Here is a 17,870-nt window from a genome sequence, read left to right on the forward strand (position 1 = left end):
GCGAAAGTGGCCCCTCGCCCTGATCGTTTTTAAGGAACTATAAAAATGATGGTTCTCTACTCTGGCACAACCTGCCCATTTTCACAGCGTTGCCGCTTGGTTTTGTTTGAAAAAGGCATGGATTTTGAAATCCGCGACGTTGATTTGTTCAACAAGCCGGAAGATATCTCGACCATGAATCCCTACGGTCAGGTGCCTATTCTGGTTGAGCGCGAATTGATTTTGTATGAATCGAATATCATCAATGAATACATCGATGAACGTTTCCCGCACCCGCAACTGATGCCGGCCGATCCTTTGCAGCGCGCGCGCGCGCGTCTGATGTTGTTCAATTTTGAGAAAGAATTGTTCGTCCACGTGCATACGCTGGAAAACGACAAGAACACCAGTTCGGCGAAAGTGCAAGACAAGGCCCGTGCTGAAATTCGTGATCGTTTGACGCAGCTCGCTCCTTTGTTCATCAAGAACAAGTACATGCTCGGCGATGAATTCTCCATGCTTGATGTCGCTGTTGCTCCATTACTCTGGCGTCTCGATCATTACGGTATAGAATTGTCGAAGACTGCTGCGCCGATCATGAAATACGCCGAACGCATTTTCTCGCGTCCGGCCTATATCGAAGCATTGACTCCGTCTGAAAAGGTTATGCGCCGTTAATTCCGGGCGCATGGATTTGATCGGCTTACGTTAAATGCAACAAGGCTGACTCAGGTCAGCCTTGTTGTTTCTAGAATAGCGGCCTATTCTTAATATTCCTTTGTCTGAGTATCTGACTATGCAAGAAACTTCTACCAAGCCGTATTTCATGCGTGCCATTTATGAATGGTGCACCGATAACGGTTACACCCCTTATATGGCGGTGAAAATCAGCGGAGCGACCCAAGTTCCTATGGAATTTGCGCGCAATGGCGAAATTGTCCTCAATATCAGCTTCGGTGCCACCAGTGGCTTGAAGATGGACAATCAAGCCGTGACGTTCAAGGCCAGGTTTGGCGGCGTATCGCGTGACATCCATGTACCGGTCGCCAATGTGCTGGCCGTGTATGCCAGCGAGAACGGGCAGGGCATGGCGTTTGAACTCGATAGCGAGCCATCTGAGGACAGTGCCGTCGCCGTCGCAGCGACGGAAGACAAGCCGCGTCCGACACTCGGTTTGGCAGCCATCAGTTCGGTGCAGAATGCAGGAACGGTGAAGTCACCTGAAAAAGAGCAAAAAAAGTCGGAAAAGCCCTCGCTTAAAATAATTAAATAGCCTATAATCTCGGTCTTCGGATGCACTTAATTCTTTAAGTTTCATTTGAAAAGATTTTCGCCGGCTTAGCTCACTTGGTAGAGCAGTTGACTTGTAATCATCAGGTAGCCAGTTCGATTCCGGCAGCCGGCACCAATATAAAGTAGTAAAAACAAAGGGTTACAGATTTCGGTCTGTAACCCTTTTGTTTTATCATTCGCAATAATTGTATTGTGTAAGCGCTGTGTAACCCGATTCGCTAAAATAGGCGCTCGGTTAAAGCATTCGCACTTTGTTCTGTGCCAAGCGGACAATATCAGCAAGTCGCACCTCAGTCAGGTGCCTGCGAGCAGCCACCTGGACATGCGCAAGGAGATTGCATTGCATCCTCATTGGCAACGGCCAATTCCACTGATTCACCATGAAAGCCAATGACCTCATCATTCCCGCATGCTTTCGGCGGGAACCCAGTATCGTTTTTAACACTGAAAACACCATCATTTCTGGTATTTTCAGTTAACCACGAACGTTGCTGGATTTCTGCCAAAAGCTCGCAGGACGGCGACCATGGCCGACGTACTGAATTTTGCATCGGCATCCCAAATAAGCCCTGCCTAAGCCGATTTGCCACAGCTAAACCTGTGGCAAGAATCGACAGCGACAGTGTCTGCAAACTCTTGCCTCTTTGAGAATGTACTCCTGGCAATCAGGGCATTTTATATGTGTTTCTGGAGAAGGCTCGCGAATGCCTTTGCTCATCGTGTTTGTTGGTGATGTGCTGAAGTCGTTGCCCTTACAAATAGGACAGCGCTTTTTATACAAAGGAATGAGCAGTAAAGTAGCACCCGCGGTGCAAAGAGCCAGAAGAATAGTACCGACACCTATTACTCTTTCTGGTGCCACTTTTCGTTCGCACATGCCGCAAAATTTTGTCGTCGTCATTTTCCTCTATCCAAGCATTTTTGTTGATTAAACTTACTGGAGCACGGAATTCGACCGCAATCTTTGGGATCAGTTTATTTTTTTTGAATAAATCTGCGTTTCCCCTGGAGTCTGGTCTGACACGCATTGGTTTCTTCTGCTTTGGGCTTGAAAACTTGCGTATTTTTTTCAGCGCAAAAATATCTCGCTGTCGTACCGGCGATTAGTTGCGTGGTGAGTCACTGTGGTTGAGCTCGATTCCGTTCGGAACAAGGTCGGTGCGGGAGTGGCAGAGCCGGGCAAGACGTGTCAGAGAGGCGCGCCTATCCCCATCTCCTGCGCTTGCTGTACTTTCCCTGCTGCCACCTGTGTCGGCGGCAACTGCGGCACGCCATTTTTGATCGCCACTACTTGCGCCATGATGGAGAGCGCGATTTCGGCCGGGGTGCGGCTGCCGATATACAGGCCGGCCGGGCCATGCAAGGCTTGCAAGGCTGTTTCCGATAAGTCGAAGTGGGTGCGCAAGCGCTCGTGTCTTTGCGCGCTGTTGCGGCGCGAACCGATGGCACCGACATAAAATGCCTCAGACTGCAGGGCATCGATCAAGGCTAAGTCATCGAGCTTGGGATCGTGGCTTAAGGCGATGATCGCAGTACGGGCGTCCGGCACCAGGCTTTGTATCAAGTCGTCGGGCATTTCGGCGCTGACGGCGACGCCATCCAATTGCCAAGCGGCGCGGTATTCTTCGCGTGGATCGCAAACGATCACTTCGAAGCCCATGGCCAGTGCAAATTGGCACAGGAAGCGCGACAAATCGCTGGCACCAATGACGATGAGACGAATTTGTGGCCCCAGATAGCTGACCAGTTGCTGCTCATCGAGGCGCGGCACGCCACCGCGCACGCCGTGACGCAGGCGGGTGTGACCCGTCTGCAAATCGAGCGTGCGTTCTATGCTCAGGCGTTGTTGGCAAGCGTGCAGCAAGGCCTCGATTTGGCTGTGTGCGGAGAGGGGTTCGAGCACCAATTCGATGGTGCCGCCACACGGCAGGCCGAAGCGCTGTGCCTGCTCGCTGGAAACACCATAGCGCAGCACCGCCGGCAGGCCATTTTGGCAGATTGCCGCGATGCCTGCTTGTTGCATGCGCTCGATCAGATCATCCTCGATACAGCCGCCCGACACCGAGCCGACGGTTGCGCCGCGCTGATTGATCGCCATCAGCGAGCCGGGCGGGCGCGGCGAGGAACCCCATGTGCGCGCCACGGTCACCAACAGCACCGCCAAGCCTTGGACTTGCCAGCTTAGGGCGGTGCGCAGCACGGTGGTATCGAGATCTTCCATCGGCTTGGCTTAGCTGAACTTGAACGGCAGTTCGCGCATGGCTTTACCGGTCAGTGTCGCGATGGCATTGGCAAAGGCCGGTGCCAACGGTGGCAAGCCGGGCTCACCCATGCCGGTCGGCGCATCGGCACTGGGTACGACGTGTACCGCGATGTCCGGCATGTCAGTGATGCGCGGCACGACGTAATCACCGAAATTGCTTTGCTCGACGACGCCGTCTTTGAACGTGATGGCCGCGCCGGGCAGGCACATCGACAAGCCCATCAGCGCGGCACCTTGTACTTGTGCTTCGATGGTGCGCGGGTTGACCGCGAGGTTACAGTGCACGCCGGCAGTCGCGCGATGCAATACCGGTCGGCCGCCTTGGATCGAGGCTTCGACCACGTAGGCCACTACGGTTTGGAAGGATTCATGTACCGCGACGCCCCAAGCGTGGCCTTTGGCCAAGCGTTTCTTGCCGTAGCCGCTATGATCGACCGCCAGTTGCAAGGCGGCACGGTGACGCAAGTGTTTGTCGCCGAACAATTGCATGCGGTAAGCGACCGGATCTTGTTTGGCGCTGCGGGCGATGTCATCGATCAGCGTTTCCATGACGAAGGCAGTGTGGGTCGAGCCGACGCTACGCCACCAGAGTACCGGCACATTGAGTTTCGGATGGTGCACGGTGAGGCGCATCGGTAAATCGTAGGGCTCACGCATACCTTCGACGGCGGTGTTGTCGATGCCGTTTTTGATCATGAAGCCTTCGAGGAAGGTGTCGGCGGCAATCGATTGTCCGACGATGACATGCTCCCATGCCAGTACCTTGCCGTGGGCATCGAGGCCGATACGGGCGTGGTGCAATTGCGCCGGGCGATAATAACCGCCGCGGATATCATCTTCGCGACTCCACAGCGTGCGTATCGGCGCATCAAGACCGGCGCTGCGCGCCGCCTTGGCGACGCCGCAGGCTTCGAAGACGTAGTCGCTGGTGGGAATGGCGCGGCGACCGAAGCCACCGCCGGCCATTTGCACATGGACTTTGACTTGCTCAGGCTTGAGATCGAGCACGCGCGCTGCCGTGACTCCATCGATGCCCGGCATTTGGCTGCCGAGCCAAAGTTCGGCCCCGGCGCTATCAATACGGACGGTGCAATTGAGCGGTTCCATAGGCGCGTGCGCTAAATATGGGAAGTGGAATTCGGCTTCGATGGTGCGGGCCGCACCTTGCAGCGGTGCCATGTCGGCATCGAAGTGGCGCTTGCCCGGTTGTTTGGCCAGTGCCCGGTACTGTGCCAGTTGCGCGACACTATCGACTTTTTCCACCGCCGAGCTATCCCAACTCAGTTTGAGTGCATCGCGGCCCAGCTTGGCGGGCCAGTAGCCATCGGCAATCACGGCGACGCCTTCGGCACCCCGATCCAACGGCACGCGCAGCACGGCTTTGACGCCGGCGATGGCACGCGCGGCCGTGTCGTCGAGGCTGGCAATTTTGGAACCGAACACCGGTGGGCGTAACACCAAGGCCGTCAGTTGGCCGGGTAAATGCATGTCGATGCCATAGTCTTGCTTGCCGCTGCTTTTGGCGACGGCGTCGAGGCGGGTGGTGGGGCGACCGATCAGACGGAAGTCTTTGATGTCTTTGAGTACCACGGTTTCCGGCACGGTTTGCTGCATGGCGGCAGCGGCCAGTTGGCCGTAGCTCAGTTGGCGGCCATCCGGGGCGATGACGGCACCATTTTCAGTGCGCAATTGCGCAACATCAAGGTGCCACTCGCTGGCGGCAGCGGCCAGCAACATCGCGCGCGCGCGGGCACCGAGCTCGCGGTATTGCATGAAGCTGTTTTTAATCGAATTGGACCCGCCCGTGATGTGCATGCCCATCTTCGGGTCGACATAGGCCCCGTCATTGCTGCCGTGACGGCTGTGGACTTTGCTCCAGTCGGCATCGAGTTCTTCGGCCAGTATCATGGGCAGGGCGGTTTGTACGCCTTGGCCGAAATCGAGCCGGTTGATGGTGACGGTCACTGCGCCGTTGGCGGCAATTTCGACGAAGGCCGACGGTTGTTGGGTCGGGCCCAGGGGTTTTTTGTCTGTGCTTTGTGCCAGCGCTAAGCCGGGGAAGGCACCGAGTGCAAAACCGCTGACGGCGGCGAGTTTAAGAAAGTTGCGACGTGACGGGGCGGGCGGGGCGGCCTGATCGCGTGCCAGCAGATGTTGCAGGGCGCGCGGCAGTTCGCTGTAATCGATATGCGGTAACATGGGCATTCCTTCAGATGAGGGCGGTGGCGGCGTCGGATATGGCGGCGCGGATGCGGGCGTAGGTACCGCAGCGGCAGATGTTGCCGGCCATGGCGGAGTCGATTTGCTTGTTGGTCGGCAATTTGCCGTGCGGAAGTGATTTCAAGAAGGCGGTGGCGCTCATGATTTGTCCGCTTTGGCAGTAACCACACTGGGCGACATCGTGTTTCACCCAGGCCGCATGGACGGCATTGCCGACGCGATCGCTGCCGCCGGTGGCTGCTTCGATGGTGGTGATATTCTTTCCAGCAACAGCAGAGGCGGGCGTGACGCAGGAGCGAATCGCCTGACCATCGAGGTGGACGGTACAGGCACCGCACAAGGCTGCGCCGCAGCCGAACTTGGTACCGGTCAGTTGCAGCGAGTCGCGCAGCATCCATAATACCGGGGTGTCGGGCGGGACATCGACGCTGACAGCTTGGCCGTTGATAGTGGTAGTGATCATAATATGCTCCAGTAGGGGAGGGATAGACGGGACTGAGCGACACGGATCGCCGCACTCGGCTGGGCGGCGCAACGGCTGGCAGCCAGTATCGAAAAACACCGCTTATTGTCACCCGGCAAGGCTTAAAGTGGTTTGCCTGATTTGCTGCATTTCTTGCCTGATTCGCCGATTTCTGCTCGGAAGTGCAGAACCGAGTCGGGATGGTGCTAGGCTATGAACTTTATACGTGCGGCAACAATATCATATGGAAAAGCTACCTCAAACGCAACTCTCTAACAGCCACATCTTGCTTGAATTACTCAGCGCGATCGCTGCTACCGATGGCGATCACCTGACGTCTGTACCGGGTTTGACGATATATCGGCGCAGTAAGGTGAGCGAACCGATACATTGTATTTACGGTCTGGGATTGGGTTTGACTGTTCAAGGCAGTAAGCGGGTAAGCTTGGGTGGGGAGATTTTTGACTATGCTGCCGGGCAGTCGCTGGTGACTTCGCTCGATTTGCCTGTGTTGTCGTCGGTCACCAGCGCCAGTGAGGCGCAGCCATTTTTTGCACTCGGGCTGGCCTTGGATGCGCGCAGCATCGCGCAATGTGCGGCCGAAATGACTTTCCCTGCGGCGCACAACAAGCGTATCAGTCTGGCGATGTCGGTGTTGACCCTCGATGAAGGGGTGCTCGATACGCTGGTTCGTTTGCTGCGCTTGGTCAAGGAACCGCAACTGCTGCCTTTGCTGGCCCCCTTGATCAAGCAAGAGATGATCGTTCGATTGCTGCATGGCGGACATGGCCAGACCTTGCGTCATCTGATTCATGCCGGCTCGCCTGGGCAGCAAATCGCCAAGCTCATTTCATGGTTGAAGCAGCACTATACGGAAGATATTTCCATGCAGTTGCTGGCCACGCGGGCGCATATGAGTCCTTCAACGTTTCGGCAACATTTTCGCGCGGTGGCGGGCTTGAGTCCGCTGCAATACCTTAAGCAATTGCGCTTGCAAGATGCCCGTCAGCGTATGCTTAATCAGGATATTGACGCGGCCAGTGCCGCTATCCAAGTTGGTTATGAAAGCGCTTCCCAGTTCAGTCGCGAATACACGCGTTTGTTTGGCGCGCCACCACTGCGCGATATCCGCCGCGCCCGTGCTCAATAACAAATCCTGAGAAATGCCCGGTTCGCAGCGATAATAGCGCTCTTCATGAAATTCGCCATTTCCTTACAGGTCTAGTCATTATGAAAAAAACCGGAACATACCTGCTTTTGCTCAGTTTGAGCATGCTGTTGAGTAGTATGAGTTGCGCCGTTGAACCGCGCCAACTCAGTCTGGAGATGTTATATCACCCGCAAAAAAAGGAAAATTTCACGATCGCGCCGCTGACTGGCTTGAATTGGGATGGGCAGAATCGTTTGGTCGAGAGTCGTAGTAAAGACGGCGTCGTGACTTCCTTATTGATCAACCCGCTCAATTGGGAAAAGCAGGCGGCTTATTCGGACGCGCCGGTGCGTAAGTGGTTGCGCGCAGCCGGTATCGATGCGGCCGAAGCGCTGACGATTGCCGAACAACTGGCACCGAAAATCACCCCGGCCGTGAACCGTTACCTGTTTGTGTCGAAGCAGGATTTATGGCTGGTCGATCTTGCGGCAGCGGCGGTGCGGCGCCTTACGTATAGCCCGGAACAAAGTAAGGACGAGGCTTTACTGTCGCCCGACGGGCAAGCGGTGGCGTATTTGAAGGGCAATGATTTGTATCTGAGCGATGTCGCCAGCGCCAAAGAAACGCGTCTGACCAGCGGCGGCAGCGCGAGTAATCTCAATGGTCGGCACGATTGGGTGTATATGGAAGAAATTTACGGGCGCGGTACGATGCGGGCCTTCTGGTGGTCGCCGGATTCGCAGCGCTTGGCATTTTTAAATTTTGATGAAAGCCGCGTGCCGCTCTATACCCTCAGCGCTGATCATCGCAACCCGAGTACGAGTGTAGCGACACGGTATCCGCAAGCCGGTGATCCGAATCCAGTGGTGCGACTGGGTGTGGTTGATTTGACCGGACAAGTCAGTTGGAGCGCGAATCCATATGGCAGCGCCGAAACCCTGATCGTGCAGGTCGGCTGGACCCCGGATGGGCGTTTGCTGGCGTCTTGGCAAGACCGTGCACAAACCTGGTTGGATCTGCGCTTATACCAGCCAAGTCTGGGCGATAGTGAGGTGATGGTGCGCGAAACCAGTCCGGCTTGGACCGGACGTTTGCCTTTGCCACATTTTCTGCAGGATGGCGGCTTTATTTGGGAATCCGAGCGCAGCGGCCACATGCATCTGTACCGCTACGATAAGAATTTTCGCTTGCGCGCCGCACTCACCAGTGGCAACTGGGATGTCCGCAGCGTCGAGGGCATCGATCAGGTGCGCGGCCGTATCTTGTTGACGGCCAATGAACGTAATCTTATCGGCCGCGATGTGTATGCGCTCGCGCTTGAAGGTGGGCCCTTGCAACGCTTGAGCGAGGCCAAAGGCACGCACCTGGCGCGCTGGAATCATGATTACACCCAATTCATCGACAGCTGGAGCAGCTTGACGCAGCCGCCGGCGCAGGCGCTGGTGCGTGCCGATGGGGTGCAGATCAAACTGGTCGACGCTGCCGGGGTGCCGGCAGCGCTACAGGCGGTGCGGCGGGCTGGCGTATTGCATCAGCGCATCCCTGCACGCGACGGGACTTTGCTGGAGAGTTTGTTGTATCTGCCGCCCGACTTTGATGCGCATAAAAAATATCCGGTGTATCAGCATTTGTATGCCGGGCCGATGACGCCGATGGTGGTCGATCGCTGGAGTAATGACCTGTACTATCATTTCCTGGCCGAACAAGGCTATGTGGTGTGGATACTCGATAACCGTAGCGCCAGCAATCAGGGCCCAGTCAGCGCCTGGCCCATTTACCAGCGCTTGGGTGAGCTGGAGTTGCAGGATCAGCTCGATGGTTTGGCTTGGTTGGCGCAGCAAGGCTGGGCCGATATGGATAGAATTGCCTTGAATGGTTGGAGCTATGGCGGCTATTTTACCGCGTATGCCATGACCCACAGCAAGGCCTGGAAAATCGGCATGGTCGGTGCACCGGTCACCGATTGGCGTTTGTACGACAGTGTCTATACCGAGCGTTACATGGGTTTGCCCAGTGAAAATCAAGCCGGCTATGAGCGCAGCAGCGTATTGCAAGCGGCCGCGCAATTACACGGCAAAATTCTGATCATGCACGGCACCATGGACGACAATGTCCATCCGCAAAACAGCATCATGTTCATCGACGCCTTGATCAAACAGGGCCAAGACTACAGCTTGCAGCTCTACCCGGGGCAGGAACATGGGCCGCGCGGCGACGCGGTGATCTGGTCTTTGCAAAAAGCAAAGTGGGAGTTTTTGAAAAATAATTTGTAAACAAGGAAAATCGCGTTACATTCAATAGTTGATTTAAAGTCACATTTGTTGTGTATGCAGAAAGTTGTTTGTAATTGCTTTGATTCCAGATATATTGCACAGAATGTAATGTTTTCCGTGAGGTAACGTATGCATGACCTGCAGTCGAACGAGATTGAGCAACTGTTTTCCATGCTGATGGATGTATTGCCCATCGGTATAGCCGTGATTGGCCCAGACCTGCATCTGCGCTATATCAACGACCGCCATGCCGAGTTGAATCATTGCCCGAAAGATCAGCAAATCGGTCACCATGTGCGGGACTATTTGCCGCTGATCGCCGATCAGATTGAGGCCAAGTTACGGTTTGTGCTCGCTACCGATACGCCGCTGCTGCGCCAGACTATTCGCGCCGCAGCGGCCGATGAGCATGATGTCGCTGCGCACCGTCTGGCCTCGTATTATCCTTGGAACAGTGCGGATGGCAAGCGCAAAGGCGTGCTTGGCTTGATTCAAGACGCGACTGTCGACGATTTTCAAGAGCAGATACAGCAAGAGAGTCAGCAGCGCTTGCTCAGTGTGTTAGATAATCTGTTCGCTTTCGTCGGCGTGCTCGAACTCGACGGCACCTTGGTCAATGCGAATCGCGCACCGCTTGAGGCCGCCGGCATTGCTTTGAGCGATGTGATCGGGAAAAAATTCTGGGATTGTCATTGGTGGTCGTTTTCGCCCGCTTCGCAAGCCAATTTGCAAGCGGCGATCACGCGCTGCACGCAAGGGCAGTCGGTCCGTTGCGATGTGCAGATTCGACTGCGTGGTGAAGCGCTGGCGTGGATCGATTTCATGCTTTCGCCTTTGCGTGATGGGCAAGGGCGCATCACTCACCTGATTCCATCCGGCATAGACATCAGCCAACGCCATGCTGCGGAAGCGGCTTTGCACCGCTCGGAAGAGCAGTTACGCTCGGTGATCGAGTCGTCCGACGATGCCATTATCACCAAATCTCTCGATGGTATCGTCACGAGTTGGAATCCGGCGGCGGAGAATTTGCTCGGTTATACGGCGCAAGAAGCGATAGGGCAGCCGATGACGCAGTTTTTTCCGCCAGCACGGTTGCATGAAGAAAAAGAGCTGCTTGATAAAATTGCACGCGGCGAAAAAATCGCCGCATTCGAAACCGAACGTATCCATCAATCAGGCCGAATTGTGCATGTGGCTGTGACGATTTCGCCATTGCGTGACCGAGCCGGCAGCGTCATTGGTGCGTGTAAGCTGGCACGCGATATTTCACAGCAAAAAGCCCAGCGCGACATGCTCGAGCAAGCATTGTCGGAAAAAACCGCCTTGCTGCATGAAGTGCATCACCGAGTGAAAAATAATTTGCAAATCGTTTCGAGTCTGCTGAATCTGCAGGCACGTAAGGTTGCGCCCGAGGTCGCTCGCGTCCTGGCAGAAAGTCAGGGACGCATCAAAGCCATGGCGCTGATTCATCAGTTATTGTATGAATCACATAATATGTCGGAAATTAACCTGTATGAATTCCTGAAAAAACTACTCAATTTGTCGGCGACTTTGTACAGCGCTGACAAGCACTCGGTCAAGCTGCGTTTGCATGCACATCCCAGCCCTTTGGCACTCGATGTGCAACGCATGATACCGTGCGGTTTGGTGGTCAATGAATTGGTTCTCAATGCGATCAAACATGCCTTTGATGTCGGCCAAGACGGCGTGGTCTCGATTACACTGACCCATACCGGGCAGCAGTTGCGCATTGCCGTGGCCGATAACGGTCGCGGTCTGCCAGACGGTTTCCAATGGGGCGCACACTCCGGTCTCGGCAGTCAGCTGATTCCTATGTTCGTGCATCAGTTGCAAGGCGAATTAATTACCGAAAGCAGCGCGCACGGCGCATGCATCAGCGTTGTGCTCAATATGAATCAAGCGGAGAGGCATGATGCAAATTGAAAAAATTCTGATTGTCGAAGATGAACCGGTAGTCGCACTTGATTTGCAGCAGAGCTTGCTTGAGCTGGGTCATGAAGTCGTTGATATCAGCACGAATTTTGATGAAGCCATCGCTGCGGTCAGCGCGTTGATGCCGAGTTTGGTGCTCATGGATATACATATTGCCGGGCACTTGGACGGCATTGATGCATGCAATGAAATTTATCGCCGCTGGAAATTGCCGGTGATTTTTTTGACGGCCTACGCCGACGATAAAACCGTTGATCGCGCCACCCTCTGTAAGCCGTTCGGCTATGTGCTCAAACCGTTCGAGAGCAAGGAATTGTCAGCCGTTATTCAGGTCGCGCGGGTGCGCCACGATACCGAAGCTTTGTTGGCGAAATCGCAGCAGCGGCTGGCCCTGGCGCTGGATGCAGCTGAACTTGGCTGCTGGGAATGGGAAAGTCGGCTCAATGAATTCAGCGGCGATGAGCGTTTTCATCGAATTTGGGGAATGGCGCTACGGCCGTTTCAAACCGATTTGCAAGCGATGTTGGCATGTATTCACCCTGATGACAGGTCTATCGTTGAAGCGCATTTTTCTGATTCGGGCTTGTTCAGCACAGAATTTCGCGCCCGCCGCAGCAGCGGCCAGTACGCTTGGCTGGAAATATATGGCAAATTGCTGCTCGAACCAGCAGCACCGCGCTTGGTCATCGGTGCGATCCGTGACATCACTGCGCGTAAAACCATGGAGGAAAGTTTACGACGCGCCAGTGTGGTGTTCGATACCGCGGTCGAGGGGATGATGATACTCGATGTACAGGCTCGCATCATCACGGCCAATCCGGCATTTTTCAAGATGACCGGCTATGCGGCGGCCGATATTGAAGGTCGGTCGCCGACGGATTTTCTCATTGTGCGGCGCGACAGCGACCCGGCCTATGCCGATATCGCTGGCGGCGAAAGCGGATATTGGTCTGGCGAGGCGCCGTGCCTGTGCCGCGATGGGCGGATTTTGCCAACGCTGCAGCATATTTGTGTGGTCCGCAACGAGAGCGGTCATGATGCCCAGTTCGTTCATTCGATTTCCGATATCAGTTCCATCCGTGAAGCCGAGCGCCAGCTTGTGCACTTGGCTTATCATGATCCGTTGACCGGTCTGGGTAATCGCTATTTACTCGATCAACGGCTGGCATTGGAACTCGAGCGTGCGCGTCAGAGTGGTAGTTGGCTGGCGGTATTGTTCATCGACCTTGATGGTTTCAAGGCGATCAATGACACCATGGGCCACCATGTCGGCGATCGTCTGATCCAGGAAGCGGCCAAACGTATCGTCGGCCAGATTCGCCGCAATGATGAAGCGATACGCCTCGGTGGCGATGAGTTCGTGGTATTGATCACCGATTTGGGACAGGCAGCGGAGGCCGATATGGTTGCCGAAAAAATATTGAAAACACTGCTTGAGCCGCAACAGATTGAAGAATTACAGTTCAAAATCGGTGCCAGCATCGGCGTGGCGAAATTTCCCGGTGATGGGAACACCTTGGGTGAATTGCTCAGCGCCGCCGACAGCGCGATGTATGAAGCCAAGCGGCGTGGCAAAGGGCGCATTTGCTATTACTCCAATGACCTCACTGAGAATGTCCGTACCCGGCTTAATATCGAGCAAAGTCTGCATCGTGCCTTGGAATATGAGGAATTCGAATTGTATTATCAACCGGTGATCGAGACATCGACTGCGCGTCTGATCGGTTTTGAAGCTTTATTGCGCTGGCATCATCCGGTAGCCGGTTTGATTGGTCCAGATCAGTTCATACAGATTGCCGAAGAAAGCGGTTTGATCGAAGCGATCGGTGCTTGGGTGTTGGACCAAGCCTTGGCACAATTGCAGCGCTGGAATACGCATCTGGTACAGCCCTTGTTTATGGCCGTCAATGTCTCACCGCGGCAGTTTCAGAACGAGGGTTTGCAGGCCTTGATAGAGGCTGCCTTGCTGCGTCATAGTGTGCCGGCGGCGTGTCTGGAAATCGAGATTACTGAATCGACCTTACAGGATTTTCATCGTAGTCGCAAAATCGTCGATGCCATGCGCAAGCTCGGCGTGAGCGTGGCGATTGATGATTTCGGCACCGGCTATTCCTCGATTGCTTTGCTGCGTCACTTGGCAATTTCGCGCATCAAGATCGATCGCTCGTTCGTGTCAGCTTTGCCCGGTTCTTCCCGTGATGTCGGTTTGGTCGGGACCATCATGGGCATGGCCAAGAGTCTTGATTTGTTGGTGACGGCTGAAGGTATAGAAATCCGCGAGCAGGCCGCTGTTCTACGTGAGATGGGATGCCCGGCGATGCAGGGCTATTTATTCGGTCATCCCCTGCCGGCGAGCGCCTATACGCCCGACTGGTTCAGTGGTGCCGGACGTGCCGGTAGCTTCGATGCGCTCGCTTGTCTCAGTCAGTCAGTTTGATTGACTGTCGGCTTTCAGACCGTGCCAACGTGGCGTCAGTTCGTGCGTAATGGCGAACATATCGAGTACCCGGCCGACGGTATGGTCGACCATTTCAGCGATCGATTGCGGCCGGTGATAGAAGCCCGGCAGCGGCGGGAAAATGATGCCACCCATTTCGGTGACGGCAGTCATATTGCGCAGATGGGCCAAGTTGAACGGCGTTTCGCGCACCATCAACACCAGACGGCGGCGCTCTTTGAGCACCACATCGGCGGCACGCGTGATCAGATTATCGGATAAACCATGGGCGATGGCGGCTAAGGTTTTCATCGAACACGGTGCAATCACCATGCCATCCGACAGAAACGAGCCGCTGGCGATGCTGGCACCGATATCGCGCACATGGTGTACCACATCGGCGAGCGCTTCGACATCTTTGCGTTTGAGGTCCAGTTCCTGATGCACCGTCAGCAGCGCCGCTTCTGAAATCAGCAAGTGGCTTTCTACCCCGGGCAAGTCGCGCAGCACTTCGAGCAGCCTGACCCCATAGACAGCGCCAGTGGCACCAGTGATGGCGACGATCAGACGCAGTGGGGCGGTGCTCATTGGCTTAATCTTTGAGCAAGGTTTGCAGTTCGCCGTTATCAAACATTTCATTCATGATGTCTGATCCACCGACGAATTCACCCTTGACATACAACTGCGGTACCGTTGGCCAGTTGGAAAAATCCTTGATGCCTTGACGTACTTCCGGGTCTTCCAAGACATTGATGGTCACCAGATTTTGCACGCCGCAAGTTTTCAGCAATTGTACGGCACGGCCGGAAAAGCCACATTGTGGAAACTGGGCAGTTCCCTTCATAAATAAGACCACTGCGTTTTGGTCTACGGTTTCTTTAATCCAGCTTTGTACGTCGCTCATGATGGGTTCCTTATAAAACGAATGTTGGCATTATCCCAGATTTTTGTCATGAGTGCGCTCAAGACACGCGTGCAGTCAATTGCGGCGAAATTGATCGCATCCAATACGGTTTAAATGATGTCGTGCTCAAAATTCAAAACAATGTTACATTATTTAACATTTGGTCGACCTTACAGGTAACAAATTGTCTCGGAGAGAGCAATGCACGATATGGCAAACAACACAGACGCCCTCAGCGTAGCTGTGTCGCAAGCGTGTGTCGGTGCGCCTGCCGGTTTAGTGGTGGGTGCCGATCAGGGGCTGATTGCGCAAGCTCATGGTCGTTCCGCCGCCTACGGCGTACAAAGAAGCGCACGGCCCGACTACGAACTGCTCGGCAAGAGCGATTTGGCCGACTTGCTGGAGCAAAATCGTCAATTGAGCAGCCACGCTTTGCCTATGATGGAAGTACTTTACGAGCAAATCGCCACGACACGTCATATGGTGGTGTTGACTGACATGCGCGCACGTATTTTGCACTCGCTGGGCCAGGACGCGTTTCTTTCCAGCGCCGACCGCCTTGGCTTCCATCCCGGTGTCGCGTGGTCGGAGCAAAGCCAAGGCACGAATGCGATCGGCACGGCCATCGCTGGCTTGCGCCCGACCAGCGTGCATGGTGATGAGCATTATTTGTATGCTAACCACCGTCTATCCTGTTCTGCCGCACCTATTTTCGACCCCTATGGAAAATTGATCGGGGTCTTGGATGTCACCGGGGAGCGCGAGTTTTTTCATCAACATACGCTGGCGCTGGTACGCATGTCGGCACAGATGATAGAAAACCATCTGTTCAATGAAACATTTCAACAAACCGTCAAATTGCATTTTCACAGCCGGCCTGCATTCCTTGGAACGCTGATGGAAGGTGTGGCCTGTTTTAATCCTGAGGGACAATTTCTTTCGGCCAATCGCAGTGGCATAGCTCAAATCGGTTTGTCCTTGGCCGCTTTACGGACACATAGTTTCAGTTCCTTGTTCGGCTTGCCAATTTCTGCCGTCAGCGATCGCTCGGTAGGCCCGGGCATGTTGCAACTGACTCTGCCCAATGGTTTGAAGGTGGCGGCGCGCTGGTCTAACTTACATTTGGCAAAATCACCATTTCAACTGACGCTGCAAAATACGCGTAGCGACCGTGCCGATTTGATACGCCAGTCAGCGGCCACAAGGCCGGTGCATAATTTGGCTTGGCTCAATACCGGCGATACGCATATCGCGCTGTCGATAGAGAAATTACGCAAGGTGATAGGACGTGGTATTTCCATCCTGCTGACCGGCGAGACCGGTACCGGTAAGGAATGGATGGCGCGCGCAATACACCAAGATTCACCGCGCCAGACGCAAGCTTTTGTGGCACTCAATTGTGCTTCGATTCCGGAGTCCTTGATCGAATCAGAATTGTTCGGTTACGAAGAGGGGGCGTTTACCGGCGCGCGCAAAAAAGGCCAGATCGGCAAAATTTTACAGGCCGATGGCGGCACCTTGTTTCTCGATGAAATCGGCGACATGCCTTTGAATTTGCAGGCGCGCTTGTTGCGGGTTTTGCAGGAAAGAATGATTACCCCCTTGGGCAGCGATCGTGCGATTGCCATCGACATAGCCCTGATTTGCGCCACCAACCGCCCATTGCGCGAGATGATAGCCAAGGCCAGCTTTCGTGATGACTTGTATTATCGCCTCAATGGTTTAGTCGTCAAATTGCCACCCTTGCGTGAACGCAGCGATCTCGCCGTGATTATCGATCGCTTGTTGCAGAGTGCGGAATTGGGGCTGGGTTACCGGCTGGCCGATGAAGTCTTCGACTTGTTCTTGCGACATACTTGGCCCGGTAATTTCCGCCAATTAAGTACCTTGCTGAAAACGGCGATGCTCATGACCGGTGGCGAGCGCGAAATCCGTTTTGAGCACTTGCCCGACGATTTCCTCGAAGACGCCGGCATCGCCGCGCCAGGCGCGGCGGCACCGGCCGCCGGCACCATGGATCAGATCGCCGTGAGTGTGATTCAAAGCAGCCTGGCTTCGCACGCTGGCAATGTCTCCGCCACCGCGCGTTCGCTCGGCATATCGCGTAACACGATCTATCGTAAGCGACGCGAATGAATGCTCAGCGTGCCGAGCTGAGTCGCTGCTTCAAGGGCGAGGCTTGCTCGATATATTGCAAAATCAGCAGGCCGGTGCCGGTTTCTCCGGTGACAATAACAGGGCTGAGTCGCTTACTGGCGGCCAGATGTTTGCCGGCTTCATGGGCAAAACCATTGACGATATTGACCACTCCCGGCGGCAATAAATCGGCGATCAATTCCATCAGTACCATGATCGATGCCGGCGTTTGTTCGGCCGGCTTGAGTACAATGGTATGACCGGCGGCCAGTGCCGGGACTAGCTTGCAGATTGCTGCCAGCATGGGAAAAGTGGCCGGTAAAATATGGGCAGTGACGCCCGGCAGTCGCTCGATATGGTAGGCCAGCACGTGCCTGGCCAATGCACTCGGGGTTTGTGCGTGTGCGGCGATGCAATTGGCGGTGTAACGACAATGGTCAATTGCCAGCGGAATGTCGGCCGCCGTGGTGTCGTAAATCGGGCTGCCACTGTCCAGCGTTTCTGCCATCGCCAGCAAGGCCAAATTGCTTTCCATGCGTTCGGCTATCTGAATCAGCAATTGCGCCCGTTGGCTCGCTGAGCTGGCGGCCCAGAGCGGTGCAGCGGCATGGGCGGCATTGAGCGCGAGTTCGATATCGGCGTTGCAAGAGCGTGCCACTTCGCAAAAGGTTTTTCCGAAAATCGGACTACTGTTTTTAAAATACACGCCGTTGACAGGCGCGCTGAATTTTCCATCGATGAAATTATCGTAACGTTGGCGATAGGGGTTGCTGATACCTAATTTGCTGATGTCGGCCAT

15 protein-coding genes and 1 tRNA gene are annotated in these 17,870 nt (G+C 54.9%); 9 read left to right on the top strand and 7 right to left on the bottom strand.

The genetic code is table 11. From position 1 onward, the window contains the following. Positions 1-45 precede the first annotated feature (45 nt). The 3 genes from RHM61_RS08095 to RHM61_RS08105 all read left to right on the top strand — a co-directional run bounded on the left by RHM61_RS08095 (position 46) and on the right by RHM61_RS08105 (position 1,387). Positions 46-657 carry a glutathione S-transferase N-terminal domain-containing protein gene (locus tag RHM61_RS08095; RefSeq protein WP_186913049.1) on the top strand — a complete coding sequence of 204 codons (612 nt, stop codon included), beginning with the start codon at positions 46-48 and terminating at the stop codon, positions 655-657. 118 nt (positions 658-775) lie between these two features. Further along, a complete protein-coding gene (locus tag RHM61_RS08100) occupies positions 776-1,252 on the top strand; it encodes a ClpXP protease specificity-enhancing factor (protein WP_322250616.1) in 477 nt (158 codons plus the stop codon). A gap of 59 nt (positions 1,253-1,311) precedes the next feature. After that, positions 1,312-1,387: transfer RNA gene (locus tag RHM61_RS08105), tRNA-Thr, on the top strand. A gap of 175 nt (positions 1,388-1,562) precedes the next feature. Here the strand turns inward: RHM61_RS08105 and RHM61_RS08110 are convergent. Continuing rightward, on the bottom strand, positions 1,563-1,904 hold the full coding sequence (locus RHM61_RS08110; RefSeq protein WP_322250617.1) for a hypothetical protein: 342 nt from the start codon (positions 1,902-1,904) through the stop codon (positions 1,563-1,565). A 72-nt stretch (positions 1,905-1,976) separates the two neighbouring features. Here RHM61_RS08110 and RHM61_RS08115 point away from each other — a divergent pair, with 72 nt between their 5' ends. After that, positions 1,977-2,204 carry a hypothetical protein gene (locus RHM61_RS08115; RefSeq protein WP_322250618.1) on the top strand — a complete coding sequence of 76 codons (228 nt, stop codon included), beginning with the start codon at positions 1,977-1,979 and terminating at the stop codon, positions 2,202-2,204. 257 nt (positions 2,205-2,461) lie between these two features. On the opposite strand, the gene RHM61_RS08120 is transcribed toward RHM61_RS08115, so the two are convergent. Genes RHM61_RS08120 through RHM61_RS08130 form a run of 3 tightly spaced genes read right to left on the bottom strand, consistent with a single transcriptional unit; the run spans position 2,462 to position 6,218 of the window. Further along, positions 2,462-3,493: an XdhC family protein gene (locus RHM61_RS08120; protein WP_322250619.1), complete on the bottom strand. Its 1,032-nt coding sequence runs from the start codon at positions 3,491-3,493 to the stop codon at positions 2,462-2,464. Positions 3,494-3,502: 9 nt separating this feature from the next. Next, the gene (locus tag RHM61_RS08125; RefSeq protein WP_322250620.1) at positions 3,503-5,734 is read right to left on the bottom strand and encodes a xanthine dehydrogenase family protein molybdopterin-binding subunit; all 2,232 of its coding nucleotides are present in this window, start codon (positions 5,732-5,734) and stop codon (positions 3,503-3,505) included. 10 nt (positions 5,735-5,744) lie between these two features. After that, positions 5,745-6,218: a (2Fe-2S)-binding protein gene (locus RHM61_RS08130; RefSeq protein ID WP_322250621.1), complete on the bottom strand. Its 474-nt coding sequence runs from the start codon at positions 6,216-6,218 to the stop codon at positions 5,745-5,747. 244 nt (positions 6,219-6,462) lie between these two features. Here RHM61_RS08130 and RHM61_RS08135 point away from each other — a divergent pair, with 244 nt between their 5' ends. From RHM61_RS08135 to RHM61_RS08150, 4 genes are all read left to right on the top strand, one after another. Continuing rightward, complete coding sequence (locus RHM61_RS08135) at positions 6,463-7,368, top strand: AraC family transcriptional regulator (RefSeq protein ID WP_322250622.1); 906 nt, start codon at positions 6,463-6,465, stop codon at positions 7,366-7,368. An 80-nt stretch (positions 7,369-7,448) separates the two neighbouring features. Next, positions 7,449-9,641, top strand: a complete 2,193-nt coding sequence (locus tag RHM61_RS08140; RefSeq protein WP_322250623.1) for a S9 family peptidase — start codon at positions 7,449-7,451, stop codon at positions 9,639-9,641. Positions 9,642-9,770: 129 nt separating this feature from the next. Next, positions 9,771-11,585, top strand: a complete 1,815-nt coding sequence (locus RHM61_RS08145; protein WP_322250624.1) for a PAS domain-containing protein — start codon at positions 9,771-9,773, stop codon at positions 11,583-11,585. Continuing rightward, on the top strand, positions 11,575-14,031 hold the full coding sequence (locus RHM61_RS08150) for an EAL domain-containing protein (RefSeq protein WP_322250625.1): 2,457 nt from the start codon (positions 11,575-11,577) through the stop codon (positions 14,029-14,031). The genes RHM61_RS08145 and RHM61_RS08150 overlap by 11 nt, the downstream gene beginning before the upstream one ends. Here the strand turns inward: RHM61_RS08150 and RHM61_RS08155 are convergent. Beyond that, a complete protein-coding gene (locus RHM61_RS08155; protein WP_322250626.1) occupies positions 14,023-14,619 on the bottom strand; it encodes a UbiX family flavin prenyltransferase in 597 nt (198 codons plus the stop codon). The genes RHM61_RS08150 and RHM61_RS08155 overlap by 9 nt on opposite strands. A 4-nt stretch (positions 14,620-14,623) precedes the next feature. Then, positions 14,624-14,935 (bottom strand): Grx4 family monothiol glutaredoxin, encoded by a 312-nt coding sequence (gene grxD / locus RHM61_RS08160; protein WP_322250627.1) that lies wholly within the window; start codon positions 14,933-14,935, stop codon positions 14,624-14,626. Positions 14,936-15,145: 210 nt separating this feature from the next. Between grxD and RHM61_RS08165 the strand changes: the two genes are divergently transcribed. Next, positions 15,146-17,071, top strand: coding sequence for a sigma-54-dependent Fis family transcriptional regulator (locus RHM61_RS08165; protein ID WP_323503146.1), 1,926 nt, complete (start codon positions 15,146-15,148; stop codon positions 17,069-17,071). Between the two features lie 4 nt (positions 17,072-17,075). Here the strand turns inward: RHM61_RS08165 and RHM61_RS08170 are convergent, their stop codons facing one another. Further along, positions 17,076-17,870 carry an aldehyde dehydrogenase family protein gene (locus tag RHM61_RS08170; RefSeq protein WP_322250629.1) on the bottom strand — a complete coding sequence of 265 codons (795 nt, stop codon included), beginning with the start codon at positions 17,868-17,870 and terminating at the stop codon, positions 17,076-17,078.

This window comes from Undibacterium sp. CCC3.4, assembly GCF_034347425.1.
Taxonomy (GTDB): Bacteria; Pseudomonadota; Gammaproteobacteria; order Burkholderiales; family Burkholderiaceae_D; genus Undibacterium.

Excerpts from the sequence above, each read along its gene's own strand:
- RHM61_RS08130 (WP_322250621.1), bottom strand. The coding sequence starts at position 6,218 with ATGATCACTACCACTATCAACGGCCAAGCTGTCAGCGTCGATGTCCCG.
- RHM61_RS08145 (WP_322250624.1), top strand. The coding sequence starts at position 9,771 with ATGCATGACCTGCAGTCGAACGAGATTGAGCAACTGTTTTCCATGCTG.
- grxD (WP_322250627.1), bottom strand. The coding sequence starts at position 14,935 with ATGAGCGACGTACAAAGCTGGATTAAAGAAACCGTAGACCAAAACGCA.
- RHM61_RS08140 (WP_322250623.1), top strand. The coding sequence starts at position 7,449 with ATGAAAAAAACCGGAACATACCTGCTTTTGCTCAGTTTGAGCATGCTG.
- RHM61_RS08120 (WP_322250619.1), bottom strand. The coding sequence starts at position 3,493 with ATGGAAGATCTCGATACCACCGTGCTGCGCACCGCCCTAAGCTGGCAA.
- RHM61_RS08095 (WP_186913049.1), top strand. The coding sequence starts at position 46 with ATGATGGTTCTCTACTCTGGCACAACCTGCCCATTTTCACAGCGTTGC.
- RHM61_RS08135 (WP_322250622.1), top strand. The coding sequence starts at position 6,463 with ATGGAAAAGCTACCTCAAACGCAACTCTCTAACAGCCACATCTTGCTT.
- RHM61_RS08155 (WP_322250626.1), bottom strand. The coding sequence starts at position 14,619 with ATGAGCACCGCCCCACTGCGTCTGATCGTCGCCATCACTGGTGCCACT.
- RHM61_RS08165 (WP_323503146.1), top strand. The coding sequence starts at position 15,146 with ATGGCAAACAACACAGACGCCCTCAGCGTAGCTGTGTCGCAAGCGTGT.
- RHM61_RS08170 (WP_322250629.1), bottom strand. The coding sequence starts at position 17,870 with ATGGCCGACATCAGCAAATTAGGTATCAGCAACCCCTATCGCCAACGT.
- RHM61_RS08125 (WP_322250620.1), bottom strand. The coding sequence starts at position 5,734 with ATGTTACCGCATATCGATTACAGCGAACTGCCGCGCGCCCTGCAACAT.
- RHM61_RS08150 (WP_322250625.1), top strand. The coding sequence starts at position 11,575 with ATGCAAATTGAAAAAATTCTGATTGTCGAAGATGAACCGGTAGTCGCA.
- RHM61_RS08100 (WP_322250616.1), top strand. The coding sequence starts at position 776 with ATGCAAGAAACTTCTACCAAGCCGTATTTCATGCGTGCCATTTATGAA.
- RHM61_RS08115 (WP_322250618.1), top strand. The coding sequence starts at position 1,977 with ATGCCTTTGCTCATCGTGTTTGTTGGTGATGTGCTGAAGTCGTTGCCC.